The 22,617-nt window shown below is 25.3% G+C and carries 17 protein-coding genes; 13 read left to right on the plus strand and 4 right to left on the minus strand.

The features are described 5' to 3' along the window. Window positions 1-305 precede the first annotated feature (305 nt). On the plus strand, window positions 306-1,172 hold the full coding sequence (locus CHF27_RS02805; RefSeq protein WP_095405973.1) for a YitT family protein: 867 nt from the start codon (window positions 306-308) through the stop codon (window positions 1,170-1,172). Between the two features lie 79 nt (window positions 1,173-1,251). On the opposite strand, the gene CHF27_RS02810 is transcribed toward CHF27_RS02805, so the two are convergent. Continuing rightward, window positions 1,252-3,210, minus strand: a complete 1,959-nt coding sequence (locus tag CHF27_RS02810) for a sensor histidine kinase (protein WP_158534718.1) — start codon at window positions 3,208-3,210, stop codon at window positions 1,252-1,254. Window positions 3,211-3,383: 173 nt separating this feature from the next. Here CHF27_RS02810 and CHF27_RS02815 point away from each other — a divergent pair, with 173 nt between their 5' ends. The 6 genes from CHF27_RS02815 to CHF27_RS02840 all read left to right on the plus strand — a co-directional run bounded on the left by CHF27_RS02815 (window position 3,384) and on the right by CHF27_RS02840 (window position 9,924). Then, complete coding sequence (locus CHF27_RS02815) at window positions 3,384-4,841, plus strand: DEAD/DEAH box helicase (RefSeq protein WP_095405975.1); 1,458 nt, start codon at window positions 3,384-3,386, stop codon at window positions 4,839-4,841. A gap of 10 nt (window positions 4,842-4,851) precedes the next feature. Continuing rightward, window positions 4,852-5,709, plus strand: a complete 858-nt coding sequence (locus tag CHF27_RS02820; RefSeq protein WP_199533600.1) for a RelA/SpoT domain-containing protein — start codon at window positions 4,852-4,854, stop codon at window positions 5,707-5,709. A gap of 153 nt (window positions 5,710-5,862) precedes the next feature. Continuing rightward, window positions 5,863-6,900, plus strand: coding sequence for an HIRAN domain-containing protein (locus CHF27_RS02825; protein WP_095405977.1), 1,038 nt, complete (start codon window positions 5,863-5,865; stop codon window positions 6,898-6,900). Window positions 6,901-7,073: 173 nt separating this feature from the next. Next, a complete protein-coding gene (locus CHF27_RS02830) occupies window positions 7,074-8,255 on the plus strand; it encodes a cell wall-binding repeat-containing protein (RefSeq protein ID WP_095405978.1) in 1,182 nt (393 codons plus the stop codon). A 112-nt stretch (window positions 8,256-8,367) separates the two neighbouring features. After that, window positions 8,368-9,279, plus strand: a complete 912-nt coding sequence (locus tag CHF27_RS02835) for a PfkB family carbohydrate kinase (protein WP_095405979.1) — start codon at window positions 8,368-8,370, stop codon at window positions 9,277-9,279. Window positions 9,280-9,387: 108 nt separating this feature from the next. Beyond that, on the plus strand, window positions 9,388-9,924 hold the full coding sequence (locus CHF27_RS02840; RefSeq protein ID WP_095405980.1) for a hypothetical protein: 537 nt from the start codon (window positions 9,388-9,390) through the stop codon (window positions 9,922-9,924). Between the two features lie 148 nt (window positions 9,925-10,072). Here CHF27_RS02840 and CHF27_RS02845 read toward each other — a convergent pair whose 3' ends face one another. Then, entirely contained in the window at window positions 10,073-13,243 is a 3,171-nt protein-coding gene (locus CHF27_RS02845) for a DEAD/DEAH box helicase (RefSeq protein ID WP_095405981.1), read from the minus strand. Between the two features lie 261 nt (window positions 13,244-13,504). On the opposite strand from CHF27_RS02845, the gene CHF27_RS02850 reads away from it, so the two are divergent. The 4 genes from CHF27_RS02850 (at window position 13,505) to CHF27_RS02865 (ending at window position 17,756) form a co-directional block, all read left to right on the plus strand. After that, a complete protein-coding gene (locus CHF27_RS02850) occupies window positions 13,505-14,704 on the plus strand; it encodes a DHHA1 domain-containing protein (protein WP_095405982.1) in 1,200 nt (399 codons plus the stop codon). A gap of 195 nt (window positions 14,705-14,899) precedes the next feature. Next, on the plus strand, window positions 14,900-16,024 hold the full coding sequence (locus CHF27_RS02855; RefSeq protein WP_095405983.1) for an XRE family transcriptional regulator: 1,125 nt from the start codon (window positions 14,900-14,902) through the stop codon (window positions 16,022-16,024). Between the two features lie 276 nt (window positions 16,025-16,300). Further along, on the plus strand, window positions 16,301-16,756 hold the full coding sequence (locus CHF27_RS02860) for a hypothetical protein (RefSeq protein ID WP_095405984.1): 456 nt from the start codon (window positions 16,301-16,303) through the stop codon (window positions 16,754-16,756). Window positions 16,757-16,997: 241 nt separating this feature from the next. Further along, window positions 16,998-17,756 carry an N-acetylmuramoyl-L-alanine amidase gene (locus CHF27_RS02865; RefSeq protein WP_095405985.1) on the plus strand — a complete coding sequence of 253 codons (759 nt, stop codon included), beginning with the start codon at window positions 16,998-17,000 and terminating at the stop codon, window positions 17,754-17,756. 65 nt (window positions 17,757-17,821) lie between these two features. Here the strand turns inward: CHF27_RS02865 and CHF27_RS02870 are convergent, their stop codons facing one another. Both CHF27_RS02870 and CHF27_RS02875 read right to left on the minus strand, forming a co-directional pair. After that, window positions 17,822-18,643: a carbon-nitrogen hydrolase family protein gene (locus tag CHF27_RS02870; protein ID WP_095405986.1), complete on the minus strand. Its 822-nt coding sequence runs from the start codon at window positions 18,641-18,643 to the stop codon at window positions 17,822-17,824. Between the two features lie 194 nt (window positions 18,644-18,837). Continuing rightward, on the minus strand, window positions 18,838-19,356 hold the full coding sequence (locus CHF27_RS02875; RefSeq protein ID WP_095405987.1) for an ECF transporter S component: 519 nt from the start codon (window positions 19,354-19,356) through the stop codon (window positions 18,838-18,840). A gap of 164 nt (window positions 19,357-19,520) precedes the next feature. Here CHF27_RS02875 and CHF27_RS02880 point away from each other — a divergent pair, with 164 nt between their 5' ends. Both CHF27_RS02880 and CHF27_RS02885 read left to right on the plus strand, forming a co-directional pair. Next, window positions 19,521-19,883 (plus strand): hypothetical protein, encoded by a 363-nt coding sequence (locus CHF27_RS02880; RefSeq protein WP_095405988.1) that lies wholly within the window; start codon window positions 19,521-19,523, stop codon window positions 19,881-19,883. A 245-nt stretch (window positions 19,884-20,128) separates the two neighbouring features. After that, complete coding sequence (locus CHF27_RS02885; RefSeq protein ID WP_095405989.1) at window positions 20,129-22,555, plus strand: cell wall-binding repeat-containing protein; 2,427 nt, start codon at window positions 20,129-20,131, stop codon at window positions 22,553-22,555. Window positions 22,556-22,617 lie beyond the last annotated feature (62 nt).

The following is a 22,617-nucleotide window of genomic DNA, read 5'->3' on the forward strand; positions in this document are numbered from 1 at the left end:
TGGTAAACTCTTAAAATTACAATATAAAATTCAAAAATAAAAATGATAGAATTAAAACTTGCAATTTTTAAAGAATGGCTATATACTCTAAAATAAAAGAGGAAGATTACTTCTAAAAACATAAAAAACGAGGGGGTAACATATTAAAATTTAAACATTATTACTAGGATTTTTATTGAAATTTGCGTTGATTATATTATTATTTTTTTAATCTAGATAAAAAGGCTTAAAGATTCAATAATATAATTTAAAGTAAAATTTAAAATAACTATGATTTTATCATAGAAAAAATTAAGGGGAGAACAATGAGCAAAGTTAATACCACTCTAGAGGACAATATATTTTTGAAGTATTCAGTGGCTATAATAGGAATGACTGTAAATAGTATAGGGGTAAATGGATTTTTAAGACCAGCACATTTGCTTAGTGGAGGTGTTCCAGGAGCTTCAGCGGCTATAAACTATATAACAGACATAAATATAGGGTTATTAACATTTTTGATAAATATACCAATATTTATTTTAGGATTTATATATTTAGAAAAGAAATTTTGTTTTACAAGCTTAATAAACATGGTTATATTTTCTATAGTACTAGGTATAACACAAGATATAAGTAAGTTTATACCAATTAATGATATGTTATTACAAAGTATATATGGAGGAATTTTAACAGGAATTGGTGTAGGTATAGTTTTTAGAACTAAATCATCTTTAGGTGGAACAGATATAATAGGAGCAATATTAAAGTTTAAAAGAAATATACCTATAAAAGATACATCATTAGGAATAAATATATTAATAGTTTCTATAGGAGGACTATTATTTGGATTAGATTTAGCATTATATACATTGATAGGAATGTTTTTAAATGCATCTGTAATGAATTTTGTAAAAGATGCAATGAATGAACAAAAATCAGTGTTAGTTATATCAAAAGAAACAGATTCTATAGCAACGGATATAATGGAAAACTTAACAAGAGGTGTAACATTTTTAGATGCAGAAGGAGCTTATACTAAAGAAAAGAAAAAAATTATATATTGTATAGTTTTATCTCATGAAATACCAAAATTAAAAGAGATAGCATTGAAATATGATCCAAGATCATTTATATCTGTAAATGAAGTGAGTGAAGTAAAAGGAAGAGGATTTAAGGAAAAATATTTATAATAAATAAACTTTTATTACCAATTTAAAAGAGGTCTAAATTATATATAATTTAGGCCTTTTTAGTTTAGTATGAAATTTTTTAATCAGAATCTCTTTTTACGTATATATCAGAAAGTTCTATATTTACATTTACATCATGAGCATTTATTTCATTTGCATTGTTTAAATCATCATCTATGATTTTTATAGGCAATTCTATTGTAAATGTACTGCCTTCTCCTAATTTTGAAGTTAGATAAACGTTTCCGTTATGAAGCTCTACAAATGATTTAACTATAGATAAACCTATTCCACTACCTTCATTTCTACGAGTTAATAAATTATCTACTTGCATAAATTTATCGAAAATTTTAGATAAGTTTTTTTCATCAATCCCAATCCCATTATCTGAAATAATAAATTTTAATTTATCATCAGTAGCTATTAAATTAGCAAATATTTTGCCTTTAGAATAAGAAAATTTAATTGCATTTGATAGTAAATTAAGTATTACTCTTTCTAATTTTTCTTTATCAACTGCCATAATTAATTCTTCTACATTAGTATCAAATATAACTTCTAAATTTTTTTCCTCAGCATAAGGAAGAACAGATAAAACAGTATCTTCTATTAAGCTAACAACATTTTCATTTGTTAAATTTAAATTAGTAAAATCAGAATCAATCTTAGCTACATCTATTATGTTGTTGATTAGTCTTAATAGCCTATTTGAATTTTGTGTAATTATATTTAAATTATTATTTATAATTTTTACTTTTTCATTTTGTTGATCATATTTAGAAATTAATTTTCTAAGTAGTTGAGTTGAAGAATATATAATAGCTACTGGCGTTCTAAGTTCATGGCTTATATTTGAAATAAAATTATTTTTAGCATTATTTGCATCTTCTGCTAATAATTTAGCTTTATATAATACTTCTTCTGATTTTCTTTTTTTAACAGAATACATAATTAAAGCTAGTATTATAGATATAAATCCAATAAATGTAATTAGTGTAGGTATAATAAGTTTTTTATATGTCACAAAAAAAGGAATAGGTTTATTTATTATAATAGAATCTTTAGGAATTAAATCTGTATGAATAACATTTGATTTTAAATTATAATAATTAAACATCCACGTATTAGTATTTTCATAAGTAATTATTCTTTGATTAGTATATCCATTCTCTAATATATCGAGGATTAATTTACCTGCTTTTTTTCCTTGTTCAAAATGACATATAACTTTACCACCAATCATGCTATTTTCTAGATTATAACTTAAAGTAGTATAAACAGGAGCACTTACATTTTTAGATATAATATCATTTGATTCTAATATAGATATAGACCTACCAATACCATCTCTGTAAGGATATACGAATAAAACAACATCGTCTTTAGAATTTAAATTTCTAAGTTTATTTAGAAATTCATCATCAGCTTTTGGAGGTATTTCTATATATTTAAAATTAAATTTACTTAATTTAGATTGCAGTTTAAAAAAATCATTTATTTCATGCTTATATTTAATATGATTTCCCGCAATCAAAACTAAATTTTTATTATTATTATAAATATTGTGTATTAAATTAAGTGTTTCAGAGATAGATGAATATTCAACAACACCACTCATATTTTCATTTTTAGCTTTTACGATGTTTTTTTCTTCACTAACACCTAAAAATACTATAGGAATATCTTTAAATAAAGAGTTTTTGTATTTAATTCCAAAGTTTAATGCAGCATCATCTGCTAAAACCACTGCATCAAAATTTTTATAATTTTCAAGTTTAAGTTTAAGTAAATTATAAAAATGAAGTTCATGTTTTTCATCTGTAAATTTTTCTGAATTCATATACTCAACTTGAATATGATAGTTATTATTGAGACAATAATTTAAGCCTTTCAATTGGTCGTTAAAACTTATAAAACTTGGAGTATAGGAACTAATAAATAATATACTTTTTTCATTATCAGCGTATACTTTGTTTTGCATAAACAAAGCTATAAGTATTGAAATTACTGTATAAAATAATAATATAGTTTTTTTCATAGTAGTCATCCTTATAATTGTTAATATAATATTATATATTATTCCTAAAAAAATATTATATATTAAAATTTATATAAATAATAAAACTTGAAATTTTAAAGGTTACCTTGTTATTTTAAGTAAATTCTGTAATAATAAATAACTAATAGAAATAAAAACATAAGGTGGTAAAAATGACTGATAAATTTGTAAATTTTGATTTAGATAAAAATATATTAAAAGCACTTGGAAATTTGGGATATAAAAATCCATCAAAAGTTCAAGGAGAAGTTATTCCAAAATTATTAAAATATAATAGTGTAATAGTAAAATCAAAAACAGGAAGTGGAAAAACAGCAAGTTTTGGTATTCCTATATGTGAAAATATAGATATAGATAATAACGATATACAGGCATTAGTGATAGTTCCAACTAGGGAGTTAGCTCTTCAAGTTAAGGAAGAATTATCTAATATAGGAATATTAAAAAAAGTAAGATGTAGTGCTATATTTGGAAGACAGCCTATAAAAGAGCAGATAAGAGAATTAAAACAAAGAGTACATGTTGTAGTGGCTACACCAGGTAGAATAATTGACCATATACAAAGAAAAACTATTAATTTAGATAATATAAAATATTTTATAATAGATGAAGCTGATAAAATGCTTAATAAAGGATTTTTAGAAGATATGGAATTTATATTCAATAACATTTCACAAAACAGCACAAAAGGACTTTTTTCAGCAACTATAGATAAAGACATAAAAAACATATGTGACATATATATAAAGGACTCTCAAACTATAGAGATAGAGAACAAAGAAGATATAAATAAAAAGCAAATACAAGAAAATTTACTAAAGGTAGAAGAAATAGAAAAATATGAAATTTTAAAAAAAATTATATATATAGAAAATCCAGATTCATTAATAATTTTTTGTAACACAAGAGAAAGGGTCATGAGATTATATTCTAAGTTAAAAAAAGATAAGTTTTTAGTAGGCCAATTACACGGAGATATGTCTCAAGATAAAAGAATTTTTATAATAAAAGATTTTAAAAAAGGAAAATTTAATATTTTAGTGAGCACTGATGTAGCAGCTAGAGGAATACATATAGATGACATTTCCCTGGTAATAAACTACGATGTACCACATGATAAAGAAAACTATGTTCATAGAATAGGAAGAACAGGTAGAAAAGATAGCTTTGGAAAAGCTATAACTATGGTAAGTTCTAAAGATGAAAAGTATCTAATTGAGATAGAAGAATATACACAAAAGAAGATAGAAGAAATAGAAAATATTAATGAAAACAAAGTAAAAAGTGGTCAAATAAAATTTGATGAAAATACAAGAAAATTATTAAAAGATAAGAAAAATAAATTTGAAGAAAAAGTGATTCACAATGAAGTTACAAGACTTTATTTAAATGCTGGGAAGAAAAAGAAAATAAGAGTTGTAGATATAGTAGGTGCATTTAGTAATATATCTGGAGTAACAGGAGAAGATATTGGAGTTATTGATGTGCAAGATTTATGTTCTTATGTAGATATACTAAATAATAAAGGAAATTTAATACTAAATAAATATAAAGAAATTAGCATAAAAAAGAAAATAGTTAAAGTAAAAAAGGATAATCAATCATCTTAGGAGGATACAGATGGCTATAAGCAAAGAAGAGTTTTTTAGAAAATATAAAATAGATGAAAATTATTTAATGGAGAATAACGTTGACTGGAGAGAACTAGAAGAAATATATGTTGATTTTAATAAATATAGAAAAAGTTATGAAACTCAAGCAGATTTAATTGCAAATATTTTAAGAGGACATAAGAAAGTTCATTCAGTTAAAACAAGAGTAAAAGATGCACATCATCTAATAGAAAAAATTATTAGAAAGACACCAGACAGAAGAAAAAAATATGGAGATGATTTTAGATTTACAGTAGATAATTATAAAAATGAAATAACGGATTTATTGGGTATAAGAGTAATTCATATATTTAAAGAAGATTGGGAAGAGATACATGATTTTATAAGTCAAATGTGGAATGTGAATGAAATAGTAGCAAATATTAGAGAAGGCGATAATACTAAAAAATTCGAAGAATTAGGCATAGAAGTATGCTCTAGACTTTCTGGTTATAGATCAGTTCATTATTTAGTAGAGTCGTATCCAACAACAAAAAAGGTTATTGCAGAGGTTCAAGTTAGAACAATTTTTGAAGAAGGATATGGAGAAATAGACCATCAGTTAAGATATTCTTTGGATAATATTCCTGAAATACTTGAACAAAATTTAATGTTACTTAATAGAATAGCTGGAAGCTCAGATGAAATGGCATCACTTATAAATTTACTTAGTAAAAGTTTTAATGATATAAAAGTGAAATTTGAAGATGAAATAAGTGTAAAAGATAGAAAAATAATACAATTAAAAGATGAAATAGAGAAAAGTATATCATTATCAAAAGAAGAAAAAGAAAACATAATTAAAAAAATAAATAATATTATATGAAAAACTTAATATGAGTTTTATGTTAATTTATAAGAAAAGGAGCTATTGAAAAATATAGCTCTTTTATTTTTTACAAATAATGTAAAAAACACATATTATACTACATATATAGTATAATATATATTGAATCATCTATAAGAACAGGAGGATATTATGGAGGACAATATTAAGTTTATAGGGATAATTATTGTGATTGGATTAATTTTTATAATATATACAAATATAAAGCAAAACAAGAAAAAAAAGAAGACTAAAAGAGTTATAAGGAATAATACATTTACAGAAACAAACCGAAATGATGATATTATACAAAGAAGTGATTCTTTTTTAACTAAAATAGTTTCAACAGAATCTGATGAAAGACAAGAACTTATAAGAAAATTAAGAAAAGGTGATATACTTACTTTATTAAGAGAAGCAGCAAATCAACAAAATCCAAATGCAATATTATTATTAAATAATGAAAGAAAATGCATAGGATATTTATCAAAGGATGTTGCGAAAAGTTTAGCACCTCTTATAGATAAAAAAATTAAATACGAAGGAATAGTTTATGAGTTAAATTATTCAGGAGGAATTTTAGATTTAATCGTAAGGTTGAAAAAAAATAAAAAAGAAGAACATTCTAATAAAAAATTAGTAAACAGGGCATTAAGTAAGAGTATTAGGGTTAGAGAAAAATATGAAGGAAAAGAAGAAATGGATAAAGGGGTAGATATTTTAATAAATAAGATAATAGAAGTATCTTCTTCTGAGTGTGATTTAAACAAAGTATTTATAATAGAAGAAGCTACTGAAGAAGATTTAAATAAAGTTTGTTTAAAATTAGAATATGTCTATGGATGTTTTAAAAATTTGATTAGAGTATGGATGGAAGAGGTAATAATACCTTCTGAAGAAGACTTGAATGCTCAATTAGATTTAATAATCAATGCTTATGAAGATAGTACAATTAATATAAAGCTTGAAGAAGATATAACTGATATAAATAAATATTATAAATTTTTAAAATTAAGAAATGAGATATTTAATAATTTAATAAAAAATATCTGCAAAAGTAAGGATAAAATAAATCGTGATTATAGAGAATTATATGTGTTAAATACAAATCAATTGATACAATCTATAGAAGATAAGATGACTAATAATGTTAAAATGATTATTAGAATGCAAGAAAGAAAAGGATTGTAATTTTACATAGAAACTTCGACGAGACTGATATATAAGTAAAACTTGTATGTTCAGTCTTTTATTATTTTAATGACTAAAATTAAATTAAAAATTGTTTTGGACATACATAAAAAATAAGAGAATATAATATAGTGTTAATTGAATAAAAAATTATAAATTATGGGGGATTTTATATGAACGGTATAAAGAAGGTATTAACACTAGGATTATCAACACTATTAATATCAACAGGGTATGTTAAGGTTAATGCATTAAATAATGTAAATTCAATACAAGGAAATAATAGATATTCAACAGCAGGGATTATTGCAGATAAAAAGGATTATGATGTAGCAATACTTGTTAATTTAGATAAATCATTAGCAGATGGGTTAAGCGCAAGTGGGTTAGCTGGAGCTGTAGATGCACCTATTTTATTAACTCAAAAAGATAATATACCAATTGAAACAATGTCTAGATTGGATAAGGTAAATAAAGTATATTTAATAGGAAATGAAAATGTAATAAGTAAAAATATTGAAGTGAAATTAAAAGAAAAAAATATTGAAGTTATAAGAATAGGTGGTACTGATAGAATTGAAACTAGTTACAAAGTAGCTAAGGAAATTTCGAGTATAAAAGATATAGATAAAGTTATATTTACAAATGGATATAGTGGGGAAGCTGATGCAATGAGTATTTCACCAGTAGCATCAAGAGATAAATCACCTATCATACTTACAGATGGAAAAAATACATTATTTGATGCTAAGGGTGTTAAAAGTTATGTGATAGGTTCAAAATCTGTAGTCAGTGATGAATTTGTAAATAAAACTAAATCAATTAGAATAGGTGGAATAGATAGATTTGATACAAATAAAAAGGTTATAGAATATTTTTATAAAAATCCTGATACATTTTATATATCAGATGGATATAAACTTGTAGATGCACTTACAGCAGCACCACTAGCACAAAATAGCCCTATAGTATTAGTTAGTAATACAAGTGATAAGAGTATATTAAAAAATAGTGATACATTAACAACAGTAGGAGAAGTAGATTATAAAATTTCAAAACAATGTGTTGATATGATTTTATTAAATGAAAAAGATAATAAAGGTATAAAAAAAGCTCAAAATATATTAAATGAAATGGCACTACAATCAACTGAAAAAAGAATATACGAATATATCTTACCTCAAGCAATTGGAATTGACGAAGTTAATAAAAATTATTATGCCTTTGGAATGTATAATACAGATGATCCAGAATATCAACTAATGGGAGATTGGATTATTATAGTAGATAAAAATACTTTTGAAGTTTATGAATATTGTGTAGATGGAACTATGATAAAACACGAAATTAAATAGAAATTAAAAAATAAAGTCATATCTTTGATAAATATATATTTTAATTGCTTATTCATAAATCCCTATATAAAATTATGTTAAAGGGGAATGATTTAAAACAGGGGGATCTTAGATGAAAACATTAGTGTTAGGAAATGTATTTGTTGATGTGATCGTTAATGTAGATGCTTTACCAAAAACAGGCGATGATATTATGTGTAACAAACAGCTTATATCTATAGGTGGTTGTGCTTATAATGTAGCAACAGTATTAAAAAACTTTGAAGTTGAACATGATTTGATATCGCCAGTAGGAAATGGGATTTATGGAGAGATTATTAGGGAAGAATTAGAAAAAAATGATTATAAAAAATATATAACTGATGACTCTTCGGATAATGGATACTGCTTATGTTTAGTAGAAAAAGATGGGGAGAGAAGTTTTATAACTATAAGGGGTATAGAATCTACGTATAAGTCTAAATGGTTAGAAGATATAGATGATAGTGAATATGATAATATATATGTATCAGGATATGAAATGGAAGGAGAGAGTGGGGTTATAATATCGAATTGGTTACTTAAACAAAAAGATAAAACTCTTTTCTTTGCACCTGGCCCAAGAATTAATTATATACAAAAAAAAACCATGGAAAAAATTTTAACACTAAATCCAATATTACATTTAAATGATGATGAAGCTTTAAAATATACAAATAAAAGTAATATAATGGATGCTGCAAAAGAAATTAATAGATTGACCTTAAACAGTGTATTTATAACATTGGGAAAAGATGGAGTTATGTATTTTAATGGTAATAACTACAAATTTATAGACGGAATAAGTACACAAGTTGTTAACACAATAGGAGCAGGAGATAGTCATATAGGAGCAATAATAGCATCATATTCTAAGGGTTGTAATTATGATGAATGCTGTTATATAGCTAATAAAGTAGCATCTAAAGTGGTAGGATATGAAGGAAGTAGATTTGAATATAAATTATATTTTAAAGATGAATATTTAATGTACAACTACTCATAATCTAAGTGCTAAAATTTATTACTAAAATTATTTGAATTGTATAAACTATAAAGAAAAAATGTAGTATAATAAAATTAAAAATTAGACTTAAACAAGGAAGAGGACATAATGGAACCAATAAAGATAAAACTAGAAGATTTTAAATTAGAGAATTTCATAAATTATTATGAAGATAATATAGAAGAATTAATTTCTGAGTATAATGAACAAAGAAAGGAAATAAATTTAGTAGACAAAGATTATATGGATGTAATATCATCTGATGAAGAATATGAAAATTTAAAAGATGCAAATGATTATAAAGAAGTATTATTAGATGAAGAATATGCTCTACATTTCATAATAGGAAAAACATATGAAGGACAAGAAAAAATAGAGTTGTTAGATGGAATGAAATACAACTTAAAGCATTACTTAGATGATTTATATGAAGATAATGATACTATAAAAGATATCGGTGATTTAAATTTAGATTTAGACCATTTTATAGGATTATTATTTGATTATGATAATAATGAATTAAGCATATCAGTGACAAACTATGAGCACGGTTGTGAAGTAAGTAAGCCAAGAATGGAAGAGATAGAAGAAACTGGAGATGTAGAGGATAAAATAAAAGAATTATTAGAAAGATTTATGATATAAAAATTAAAAAGATAGAATTTTATGATTAACCTAAGCGAAGGTGTGAATATAAGTTCCATAGACATTTGCAGTCGTGGTTTGACTGCATGGAGGAGAACTTATATTCAGCCTAAGCGGTAGGTTAACTACAAAATTATTAAAAAAAGCATTAACTAAAGAGTTCAATAATTTCAGTATCTGATAAGCTCTTTAGAACATTTCCATTAGATAAATCTCCATTTATAAATTCATCGATAAGGTCTTTTTTATTTTCTTGTAATTTAAGGATTTTTTCTTCAATAGTTCCTTTTGCAATAAGTTTAATAACTTCAACTACATTTTTTTGACCGAATCTGTGAGCTCTATCACTTGCCTGGTCTTCTACAGCTGGATTCCACCAAGGGTCAAAATGTATTACGACATCTGCACTAGTAAGGTTAAGTCCCGTTCCACCAGCTTTTAATGATATTAAAAATACATTTGATTCATCAGTTTCATTAAACTCATCTACTAATTTTAATCTATCTTTTGCACTAGTTTGACCATCTAAATAAGAATAAGAAATATTATTTCGTGTAAGTTCATTACCTAAGTTTTTAAGAACTGATGTAAACTGAGAGAATAATAATATTTTATGGTTGTGCATTATACTTTCTTCTAATATTTCTAAACAAGCTTCAATTTTAGAACTTTTTTTAGTGTAATTATCAAGAAGAACTCTTGGATCTAAGCATAATTGTCTTAACTTTGTTAAATAAGATAAAATAGTTATCTTATCTTTTTTCATATCAATACTTTTCATTTTTTCTTGAATTTCCAAAATATAAGTACTATAAATTTTCTTTTGGTCTTTGTTTAATTCAACAAAGAAATTCTTTTCTATTTTTTCGGGAAGTTCTTTCATAACTTCTTTTTTAGTTCTTCTTAGAATAAAAGGCTTTATAAGTCTTTTTAAATTTTCTACATTATCTTCATTATTTACAAATAAATTTTGGAATTTATTTCTGTTATATAAATATCCAGGCATAACAAAATCAAATATAGACCAAAGCTCTAATAAATTATTTTCTATAGGTGTTCCAGTTAATGCAAATCTCATTTTTGCATTTACACTTTTTACAGCTTCAGTACTTAAAGCAATAGGATTTTTTATATTTTGAGCTTCATCTATAACACAATAATCAAATATTTTATTATTATAATTATCTAAATCATTTCTCAAAGTACCATAAGTAGTTAGTATTACATCATAGTCATCTATATTTTTGAAATTTTCTTCTCTTTCTTTTTTACTACCGTGTATTAATAAAACATTTATACTAGGAGCAAATTTTTCAAATTCAATTTTCCAGTTATATATAAGAGAAGTGGGAGTTATTATTAAACTCTTTTTATTTTTTTGAGCTAGTAAAAACACAATAGTTTGCAGAGTTTTACCAAGGCCCATCTCATCAGCAAGAATACCACCAAAATTATAGTGATTTAAAGTATTAAGCCATTGCATTCCACTTACTTGATAATCACGTAATGTAGCATTTAAATTATTGGGAATATCTAAATTTAAATCATCTATAGATTTAAATCTATCACATATATCATTTACCATTTCTTTCCCATTAATAAAACTTAGATTTTTTTGATTTAGCATCTCATTTATATACATTGCCTTATTGTTATGAATTTTACTTAGATTACTATCAATAACATCTAAGTTTTCTACTAATTCGAAAAAATCTTTAGTTTTAGATTCTCTTAAATCTATAAAACTTCCATTTTTTAATTTATAAAAAGTTCTTTTATTTTTAAAAGCATTTAATATATTTTTATATTCTTTAGTATCTATATCATCAAGATTAAAAGAAAATTCTAAATATCCATCAAGTCCTTTTCCAATAGAAGCATTAATTGATGTAGAGTTATACATTTTTTTAGACTTAAATTTGTTAGAGTAATATATATCGCCTAAATCTTTTAACTCACTTAGTTGTGTATTTAAAAATTCAAATAAATCTTCATCATTTCCTTTAAATACAAAAAGTTTATTTTCCTTTGAAAAGTTATAAGAAACTATAGCATCTTCAAATGTTTTTTCTTTTTGAATATTACGAAGTACATATTTTTTACCATTATCATCGTTGTATAAAAACTTTAAGTCACAAGTTATTTTTGAATTCTTTAAATCAAAGTAAAATTCTGGTTTGAAGTCACTTACAATGTTTTTTTCGATTTCTTCATCTAGATGAACTTCATTTGAAAATACTTTAAGCTTAGGAACTAAAGAACTCAAAACATCACTAGTATCTTCTTTTTCAAAACTTATATCTTTATTTTCATTAAGCACAGAAAAAATATTTTTGTAATTTCTGCAATCTTCATTAGATAATAAATAAAGATTCTCATCATATAAAAGAACGTCTCCTTTAGATGTAATAGGAATAGGCAAATCACCTTGAGACGTTAAATTTATTTTATCATCTGATTTTTTTATATCAAAATTTATAGGTAAACTATTTTTTATTATTGAAGGAGCATATTGTTCTTCATTGTAAAAAAAGTTAAAATCTTTATCTTCTAAGAGTTCTAAAAATACCTTTAAACTACTTATACCAATATCCATAATTTTTGAATTATAAGATGAATTTGAATATGGGAAAATATTCATTCCGTAGTCTTCTATCATATCAATTATTTTTTCGTCGTGGCTTGAGAAGTAGTGAAAATTTGGGTCAAAAATAAAGCTTTTACCATATTCTAACTTTTCATTGTTAAATCTTGATTTAGCAAAATCTTTTATATTTTTCAAAACATACATTTTATCAGTACCTATTTTAAAATGAGCAAAAACCTTATTATGTGCTACAAATAAGTTAACTTCTAAATTTACTTTTTCTCTTTTGGAATCATTAAAATACTCTAGTAATTGTTTACTAGGAGTAAGATTGTTAGTGTTAGTTTGTAATAATGAATTGTAAGAATTTGTTGAGTTATTTTCAAATAAACCACTTTCTAAATCTCTTTTAGCTAATCGTATTCCGGATATAGAAGTAGCAACTAAATGCTTACATAAAAATAAATGACTATTATCGCTTTTAGATCTGCAATCCTCACAACTACAGCTTCCACCTAAAATTTTATAGTTTTGAGTATCTATAAGTATAGTACTTGTATAAACTTCATTGTTATACTCTGATTCAACCATTCCATCAAAGGAAATTGTATTTTCATCTATGTGAAATCCAACATTATCAACTAATTTATTACTATAATACTTAATTCCTCGAGACCACCGAGAGGAGTGAGTATTTATTTTTATTAAAGTTTGTATTTTATTAAAGTCCAATTAGTTTCACCTTACCTTATTTTCTATATACACATTATAGTCTAAATTAAAATAATTTACACCTAAATATTTATTACTTTAATTATATCATGATAAAAAATATTAAAATACAGAAGTTATAGTAGTTATGCCTTTAACTATATTAAGATAAGTGATAAAATTGTTTATTAGTAAGATGAGTATATTTATAAAAATAATAAAAATTATGATTAAATATAACGGGTTAATAAAAGTAGATAATTTAAGAATGGGAGAAAAATAATGGAGAAATTATATTATAAAGACCAGTATATAAAGGATTTTACAGCAGAAATAATAGAAGTGAAAGAAGTAGATGGCAAGTTTCATGTATTGTTAGATAAAACTGCATTTTTCCCAGGTGGTGGTGGACAATTTTGTGATTTAGGTCAAATAGATTGTCATGATGTAATAGATGTTTATGAAGAAGATAAAAAAGTTTATCATGTTTTAGATAAAAAACCTATAAAAATACATAAAGTAAAATGTAGTATAGATTGGGACAGAAGAGAAGATGGAATGCACCAGCATTTTGGACAGCATGTTTTATCAGGGTGTTTTTTTAAAACATTTAGAGCAAATACAGTAGGTTTTCATTTAGGAAAAGAATTTTCTACAGTAGATATAGAAGGATATTTAACAGAAGAACAAATAAGAGAAGTAGAAAAATTAGCTAATGAAGTTATAAGAGAAGATATTCCTTTAGAAATATTAGTTCCATCAAAAAAGGAATTAAAAAAAATAGGATTAAGAAGAGATTTACCAAAAACAGATGAAGAGATAAGAGTAGTCAAAATAGGAGAGTTAGACATAAATGCTTGTTGTGGAGTTCATCCAAAATCAACTTTAGACCTTAGAATTATAAAAATAAAAAAATGGGAAAAGCATAAAAAAGCAACTAGAATAGAATTTTTAGCTGGGAGAAGAGCAACTGATGAAGTTCTAAAAAGAGATTTCTATTTAAGTAAAATATGTAAATTTTTAAGCTGTAATGAAGAAGATGCTTTAAAAGGTATATCTAATTTAAATGAAAGGTTAGAATGCTCTTTAAAGGAAAAGAGAAAGCTAGAAGACATAGTATCTAATTATGAAGTTAAGGAAATGATACAAAATTCCACTAAAATAAATAATATATCAATAGTTAAAAGAATATATGAAAATGAAAATTTAAAATATGTAAGTAAAATAGCATCTAAGTTAGTTGAAAACGAAAATACAATAGTTTTAATGGCAGTCAAATCTGATGATAAGGTAAATTTAGTATTTGCAGGGTCAAAAGATTTAAAAGAGATAAATATGAATAATGTTTTAAAAGATTCTATAACTTTACTTGATGGTAGAGGAGGAGGTAGTTCTCATCTAGCTCAAGGTGGAGGAAAGAACAATGGAAATTTAGAATCAGCTATGGATGTAGCGATTATGAAGCTTGAAAAAACATTATAATTAGAGCTATATAAAAATTTAATTAATTTTAGTTAATTTGACGATAAATTATAGATATGATATTATAATAAAAATAGTATTATACAAAAATGCTCTGAGTATCAATGATATCCAGAGCATTTTTAGATTAGAAAATTAAATTTTTTAGATAAATAAATTATAAAAATGACATAATTTGAAAGAGAGATAGATTATATGAAAAAAGAGTTATTTAATGGAAAAAAATTAAAAGTAGCTAGAATATACAGAGCAAAAACTGTAGATCAGCTTGCAAAAGAAATTGGTGTAAATAAAAAAGACATATTAGCTTTTGAAGATAATAAATATGTACCAACAGTAGAAAATTCTTTAAAGTTATCAAATGTATTAAAGTTCCCAAGAGAATATTTTTATCAAAATGAAAATATGAAAGTTACTGTAGAGAGCGCTCATTTTAATCCTCAGTCAACATTACCTAGGGTAGAAGAAATATCTTATAAAGAAAAGTTAATAATGACTCACAAGATATATTCTTTTATGCAAGACTATATTAAGTATCCAGAACTTAACTTACCAGATGATTTAAATAGAAATGAAGATGTTGAAGTTTTAGCAAGTAAATTAAGAAGATTTTGGAACTTAGGTGATGGACCAATAGGTAATATGGTATCTTTATTAGAAGTAAATGGATTAATATTATCAGCAATTAATATAGATAGAAAAGGAGCTAGTCCTTTTACACAAAAACAAACTTTAAATGCAAGTACTAATTATGTAATTTCCCTTGGAAATGATAGAAAATGTGCAACAATAAGAAATTATGATTTAGCATATGAATTATCATTCATAATATCTAATGAGCTTAGAATTTCAGCTAAGAACTTTGAAAAAGATGAGTTTGCGTGTGCATTCTTATTACCAAAGGAAACTTTCTTAGAAGACTTAGTTAATCCAGATGATTTAGACTTTTATATAGAATTAAAGAAAAAATGGATAGTACCAATATCTACTATGGTTTTTAGAGCATATCAATTAGGAAAGATAAACTATAAAAAATACAATTATTTAATGAATGAAATGCAAAAACAAGGATGGTTAAATAAAGAACCATTAGATGATAATATAAAAGGAACTAATCCTCAAGCTTTAAAAAGAGGGGTAGAACTTATATTTGAAAATAATATAATGAGTTCTAACACTATGGTTCAAAATTTAAATGATGCAGGGATAGTTTTATATCCAGAAGATTTAGAGATATTAATGGGATTAAAAGAAGGAACTTTAGGAAATAATCCTAAGTCTAAAAATGGAAAAGTTATAAACTTCAAAGGTAAAAGATAGTTTGTTATTAACCTATCGAATGGATATATGTTTTGTTCATTCGATAGGTTATTTTAATAGTTATTACTTTTGTCAATTAATGTATTAAAATTATATTCCTACCTTTGTTATTTATATAATTTAACAATAAATATATATTTTTACTCAGTTTATATATAAATTGAATTTAATATGTAATTATTGTCTATTAATAATAATATGATTGTACACAATCTTGTCATTAATGTATTTGAATATACATATACTGTACTATAAAATGCATTCGGGAGGAGTATTATGATAAATATTGATTCAATATCTAACTATAATGAATTAGATGAATATTCACTAGTATTAGCTTTAAAGTTAATAGAATTGAGAATATATATAGATATAAGCTATACTGAAAAAATACTAGCAAAAGAAAAAAATGGAGTAAAGCCAATAAACCCTAATATAAAGGATTTGGACAAAGTATTTTTAAATAAAATTGTATGGTTTAAAGAATGGACAGATAGAAGAAATTCTAAATTAGTTAGTATGGGATTAGATAATATAGAATCCATGGAGATAAATGAAATATTAGAGTTAGTAAGAGCTAATGATAGTGTAAGATTTAAGAGAAATAAAATTTTAAATGAGATAGTATCTACACCTATATATATAGATGAGAGTGAAAATAAAGCGATAGAAGATGAATATACATTACAAGTATCTTCATTAAAAGTATCTGAAATGTTAGGTCTAGCATAGAATTATTAAGCATCATAAGTTTTATACTTAAATAAGCTCATGATGCTTAATAACAAATAAGTAGTGCTAGTTTTGCAGTTGGACAACTTATTTACAAGAAAAAATAGTAACATTAAATAATGTAAAAACATATATATAAATAGGGAATAAATTTAGATTTTTAAGTTTATCCTTAAATATAAAATTTTCAACTTATAAAGAAATTATTAATTTCATATAAGGAGAAAGTAGGTATCAAAATATGAAAATATGCCTTGTAGTAGGACACAGTAAGTTAAAAAGTGGAGAAACAACTGGTGCAAATGGTTATGTTAATGAATATGAATATAACAAAATACTTGTACCTAAAGTTGCAGAATTAATTAGAAAAGAAGGACATGATGTTACAGTTATTCAGTGTCCAGAATATGTATTTACAAGCTCTAGAGAAGAATATCTTTATAAAATTATTAGAATAAACAGAGGAGACTATGATTTATTAGTAGAATTCCATTTAAATGCTTCTAATGGACTAGGAAACGGATCAGAAGTGTTATATTATGATAAAAATGAAGGAAAAAACATGGCTCAGCAAATACAAGATAAGCTGATAACTGTTTTTAAAGATAGAGGAGTAAAACAAAGACTAGATTTATATATTTTAAGAGATACAAAACCTACGGCTGTTTTAACAGAAACTTTTTTCTGTGATAATAAAGGTGATTATGAAAAAGCTAAAAATTTAGGTTATGATGGTGTAGCCAAGCTTATAGCAGAAGGAATTTTAGGCAAAAATATAGAAGTGGAGGCTGAAGATATGCTTGAAAAAATCGTATTATATTATGGAGATGTAGATATTTTTAGTGCTATATTAGTAAGTCAAAAGAATCAATGTCCTTTGATGAAAAAATCAGATTTTGAAGCTAAAAAATTACAAGCAAAAGAGATAATTCAAATAGGTGGAAATAAAGAAGATACTGATAGATTTGTAACTATGAAAAATGCTAGTAAATTAGTATAAAAATAATAAGTAACCTGCGATTATTTAAAAATTTTCGCTAGGTTACTTTTTTTATGAAAATTATATTAAGTTAGCTTATAAATGTCTTTTCGTCGATGTTTTAAAAGAGGAAGTTCTTTTCTTATTTTATCTACATAATCCAAGTCTAACGTACATACACGATAACCTTCGTTCTCATCCATACGTTCTATGATTTCTCCCCAAGGAGAAACTATAATAGAATTTCCGTAAGAAATATAAGGAGCATCATAATTTCTAGCAGATGAAACTCCAATTGTATATACTTGATTGTCTAATGCTCTTGATTTAAATAAAATTTCCCAATGACTAGGGCCTGTACTCATGTTAAATGCAGCTGGAATTATGATGATTTTAGCACCATTATCTACCATAAGTCGGGATAATTCTGGAAATCTAATATCATAGCAAATAGCAAGGCCTATTTTGCAAAATTCAGTGTTAAAAACAGTTACATTGTTTCCAGCTGATAGTTTATCTGATTCTTTAAAATGCTGTCCACCTTCTATTTGGATATCAAAGAGATGCATTTTTCTATGCTTGGCTATTTGATTTCCATTTCGGTCAAATACATAAGAAGTATTAAAGATATTACCATTTTCATCTCTTTCAGGCATTGAACCTGCTACTATATAGATTTTATTTTTCTTTGCCATGTTTGAGATAGAAAGATAACAAGGACTATTTTCTTGTTGAGAATATAGAGGGAAATTTGAAGTTTCATAAGGACAACAAAACATTTCTGGAAGAATTGCAATATCTACATTTTCTTTGGCTACTTTTTTTATAAAATTGTTGGTTGTGTCTATATTTTTCGATATATATTTATCTATATTCATTTGAATCATTGCTACTTTAAGAGTATTCATAGTGCTTACCTCCTTATTAAAAAAGTATATATAAGATAAGAGTTATTCGTATAGTAATATAAATCCTTTTTAAGAAGATACTAATTTAAAAAAACTTTTAAAAAATATCATAAAAAAGGGGTAAAATGTCGGTGGAACTTACATTTTACCCGAAGTTGTATGTTAACTGAAGAACTATATTTTTATATTATAAATTAAGACTGAACCTTAATTTTAAATGACTTTATATAATTTACTTTTCCTAAAGAAGAAGCAAGTGGAACTGCTATAACCATACTAATTATTCCTTGAATAACATTAGATGGGATAGAAGCTGCAGAAATTATGAAGCTTCCTTTTAAAATAGCACCTGCTATAAAGTATCCAAGTACCATTACTATGCAACCTAAAGTTGTTGCTAATAGGTTTTTTGCAATTGTACTATTATTTTTAATCATTATACCTACTAAATATCCTTCAAATCCTTTGATAATAAGAGTAAATAAAGCCCAGTGAGAATATCCATTTAAAATATCTGCAAGTGATGAACCTAATCCTCCAGCTAACATTCCTGTAATTGGCCCAAATAAAATAGATGAAATAAATATTACACAATCACCTACATTTACATAACCATTTGTTCCAGGCGTTGGAATTTGAACAACCATAGTAGCTATACAGACTAGAGCTATCATTAAACCATTTAATACAGTTTGTTTAGTTTTATTATTCATTATTATTCCCTCCTAAAATTATATCCATAAATATTTATCTAAATAAATTATAGTAAATTATACGATAATCTACAATAATAATTGTACCCATACAATAAGAATTTTGATTTTGAAGAATATACACAATATAGACGTACATATGAATATAATATGGGAGTGATAATATGAAATATTTAAAAACAATGATTTTGAGTATAGTTTTGGGTCTAGCTGTAGGATGTGAAATTTATAATACAAGTGAATCTTTAGAGGAGTCTGATGTATCGGTTAAGGACTCAGTAAATGTAGTAGAAGAAAAATCTAAAGAAATAAGTGAGGATGAAGCTATTAGCATAGCTAAAGAGTATTTTTTAAAAAATGGCATACAGTGTGAGTCTAAAGTTATAGAAGTAGATCATGTTGAAGAAGATGACTATATTATACATATATATGAAATAGTAGGTAAGGGTGAAGAATATGAGCACAGTGCTACATTAGGTTGGTTTAAAGTAAACAAATATACAGGAAATATTAGTAATAATAATTAATAACTTTATTAAAATTATAAGCATAAAAATATTTACTAAATTAATCTAGTAGTGTAATATATTAGTTAAATAGTATAACACATTAAGAGTATTTTACTGAATTAAAACATATATACAAAGAAAAATTAAGTTTATACGTATTAATTATTAAGTATTTAAAGGTGAATATATTAATTCTATGTCTATTTTGTATAAGTATAGAATTATGTATAAAATACATATAATTTTTTAGGGGGATAAGAAATATGGCTTGCAAATTTAAATTAAAAAAGGTAGCATCTTTAGCACTAGCATTAGGACTAGTTATACCAATGATTTATCCATCGGAGGTATCAGCGTTAGAGGATAATAAGAAAATAACAATACTTCATACAAATGATGTACACGGAAGATTTGTAAAAGGAGATAAAATTATAGGAATTGATGTATTAGCATCTATAAAAAAACAAACGCCAAATTCAATATTAGTTGATGCAGGAGATACTTTACATGGATTACCTTTTGTCACTTTAAGCAAAGGTGAAGATGCTATGAACTTAATGAATGAAGCTGGATATGATTTTATGACACCAGGAAATCATGATTTTAACTATGGATATGAAAGACTTAAAGAGTTAACTCTTAAAAATGGTGAAGGTAAAATGAGAGTAGTATCATCTAATGTTAAAAAAGATGGGAAATCTGTATTTACACCTAATTATGTAAAAGAAATAAATGGAGTTAAAGTTGGATTTTTTGGTTTAACATCTCAAGAAACAGCATACAAAACTAATCCTAATAATGTTAAAGGAATAGAATTTAAAAATCCTGTAGAAACTGCGAAAGAAGAAGTTCAAAACTTAGAAAAAGCAGGAGCTGAAGTTATAGTAGGATTAGCTCACGTAGGTGTAGATGAATCAAGTGACCCTACAACTTATGATATAGCAAATAAAGTAGACGGAATAGACGTAATAGTAGATGGTCATAGTCATACTAGTTTCCCAAATGGAAAATTAGTAAAAGACACTTTAATTGTAAGTACAGGACAATATATGGAAAATATAGGAAAAGTTGATTTAGAAATAGCTAATAAAGGTGGTAAAGCAGAAGTAGTAAAAGCTACAGCAAGCCATATAACTAAAGCAGCAGCTAAGGATATAAAACCAGATGCAACAGTTGAAGCTAAAGTTAAAGAAATAGAAGCAGCTCAAGATAAAATATTATCTGCTAAAGTAGGAAGCACAAATTCACACTTAGAAGGTGCAAGAGAAAATGTTAGAAGTAGAGAAACTAATTTAGGAAACTTATTAACAGATGCAATGATAAATGAAACAGGTGCAGATGTTGCTATAACTAACGGTGGAGGAATGCGTGATAGTATAGCTAAGGGAGATATAACTAAGGGTAGTGTTGTAAAAGTACTTCCTTTTGGTAACTATATAGTAACTAAACAATTAACAGGAGCTCAAATAAAACAAGTTTTAGAACATGGGATGAAAGATTTTGGGGCTATAGCAGGTTCATTCTCACATGTTGGAGGTATGAAATTTAAAGTAGATCCAACATGTTCTGTAGGTAGCAGAGTATTAGATATAACAGTAAATAATGAAAAAATAGATATGAATAAGAAATATACAGTTGCAACTAATGATTTCTTAGCTGTAAGTGGAGACGACTATCCATGTTTTAAAGGAGAACCTACTTTAAATGAATATGGTGGATTAGATGAAGCTCTTATAAAATACATAGAAAAACTAGGAACTGTTGACTATAAAGAAGAAGGTAGAATAACTTCAACAATAGGTATGCTTGTTGGAGTGGACAGATATGAAACAGCTGTAAAAGTAAGTAAGAGAGCATTTGAAAAATCAGAAAATGTAGTAGTAGTTAATTCATCAGCTATAGTAGATGCATTATCAGCAACACCTTTTGCAAAACTTAAAGATGCACCAATACTTTTAACTGATAGTAATAAATTAAATGATAAAACTAAATCAGAAATAACTAGATTAGGTGCTAAAAATGTATATGTAATAGGAGGAAGTAATGTAGTAAAATATTCTGTAGTAAATGAATTAAAAGATTTAAAATTAAATGTTGAAAGAGTAAGTGGAACTGACAGATATCAAACTTCATTAGAAATAGCTAAAAAATTAGGTAATGTATCAGAGATAGCAGTAGTAAATGGAGCAAGCGGACTTGCAGATGCAGTTAGTATAGCACCAGTTGCGGCTAATAAAAATATGCCTATAGTACTTTCTTCACCAAATGAAGGAACAAAAGTATTTAATGAATTTATTAAAAATAAAAAAGTAAATAAGTCTTATGTAATAGGTAAAGAAAAAGCAATATCTAAGGAAATTGCAAATAAATTACCTAATGCTACTAGAGTTGGTGGAAATGATAGAAATGAAACTAATGCTATGATAATAGATACATTCTACAAAAACTTAGCATTAAATAATGTATTCGTAGCAAAAGATGGAATGAAAAAAGCAGATGATTTAATAGATGCTTTATCAGTAGGAGTTATAGCAGCTAAAGAAAATTCTCCTATAGTAATTGGTTCAAGTACTTTAAATGAAAAACAAAAACAAGTTTTATCAACTAAAGAAATAAAAAGATTAACTAAAGTTGGCGGAAATGGAAATGAACAAGTACTTAATTCAATAAAAAATATGATGAAAAAATAAGTAAGAGTGTAATGTATATAGGGCTGAAATATAAGTTTTTTAGTAAACTTATATTTCAGCCC

The sequence above is a fragment of the Romboutsia maritimum genome, from assembly GCF_002251085.2.
Classification (GTDB): Bacteria; Bacillota; Clostridia; order Peptostreptococcales; family Peptostreptococcaceae; genus Romboutsia_B; species Romboutsia_B maritimum.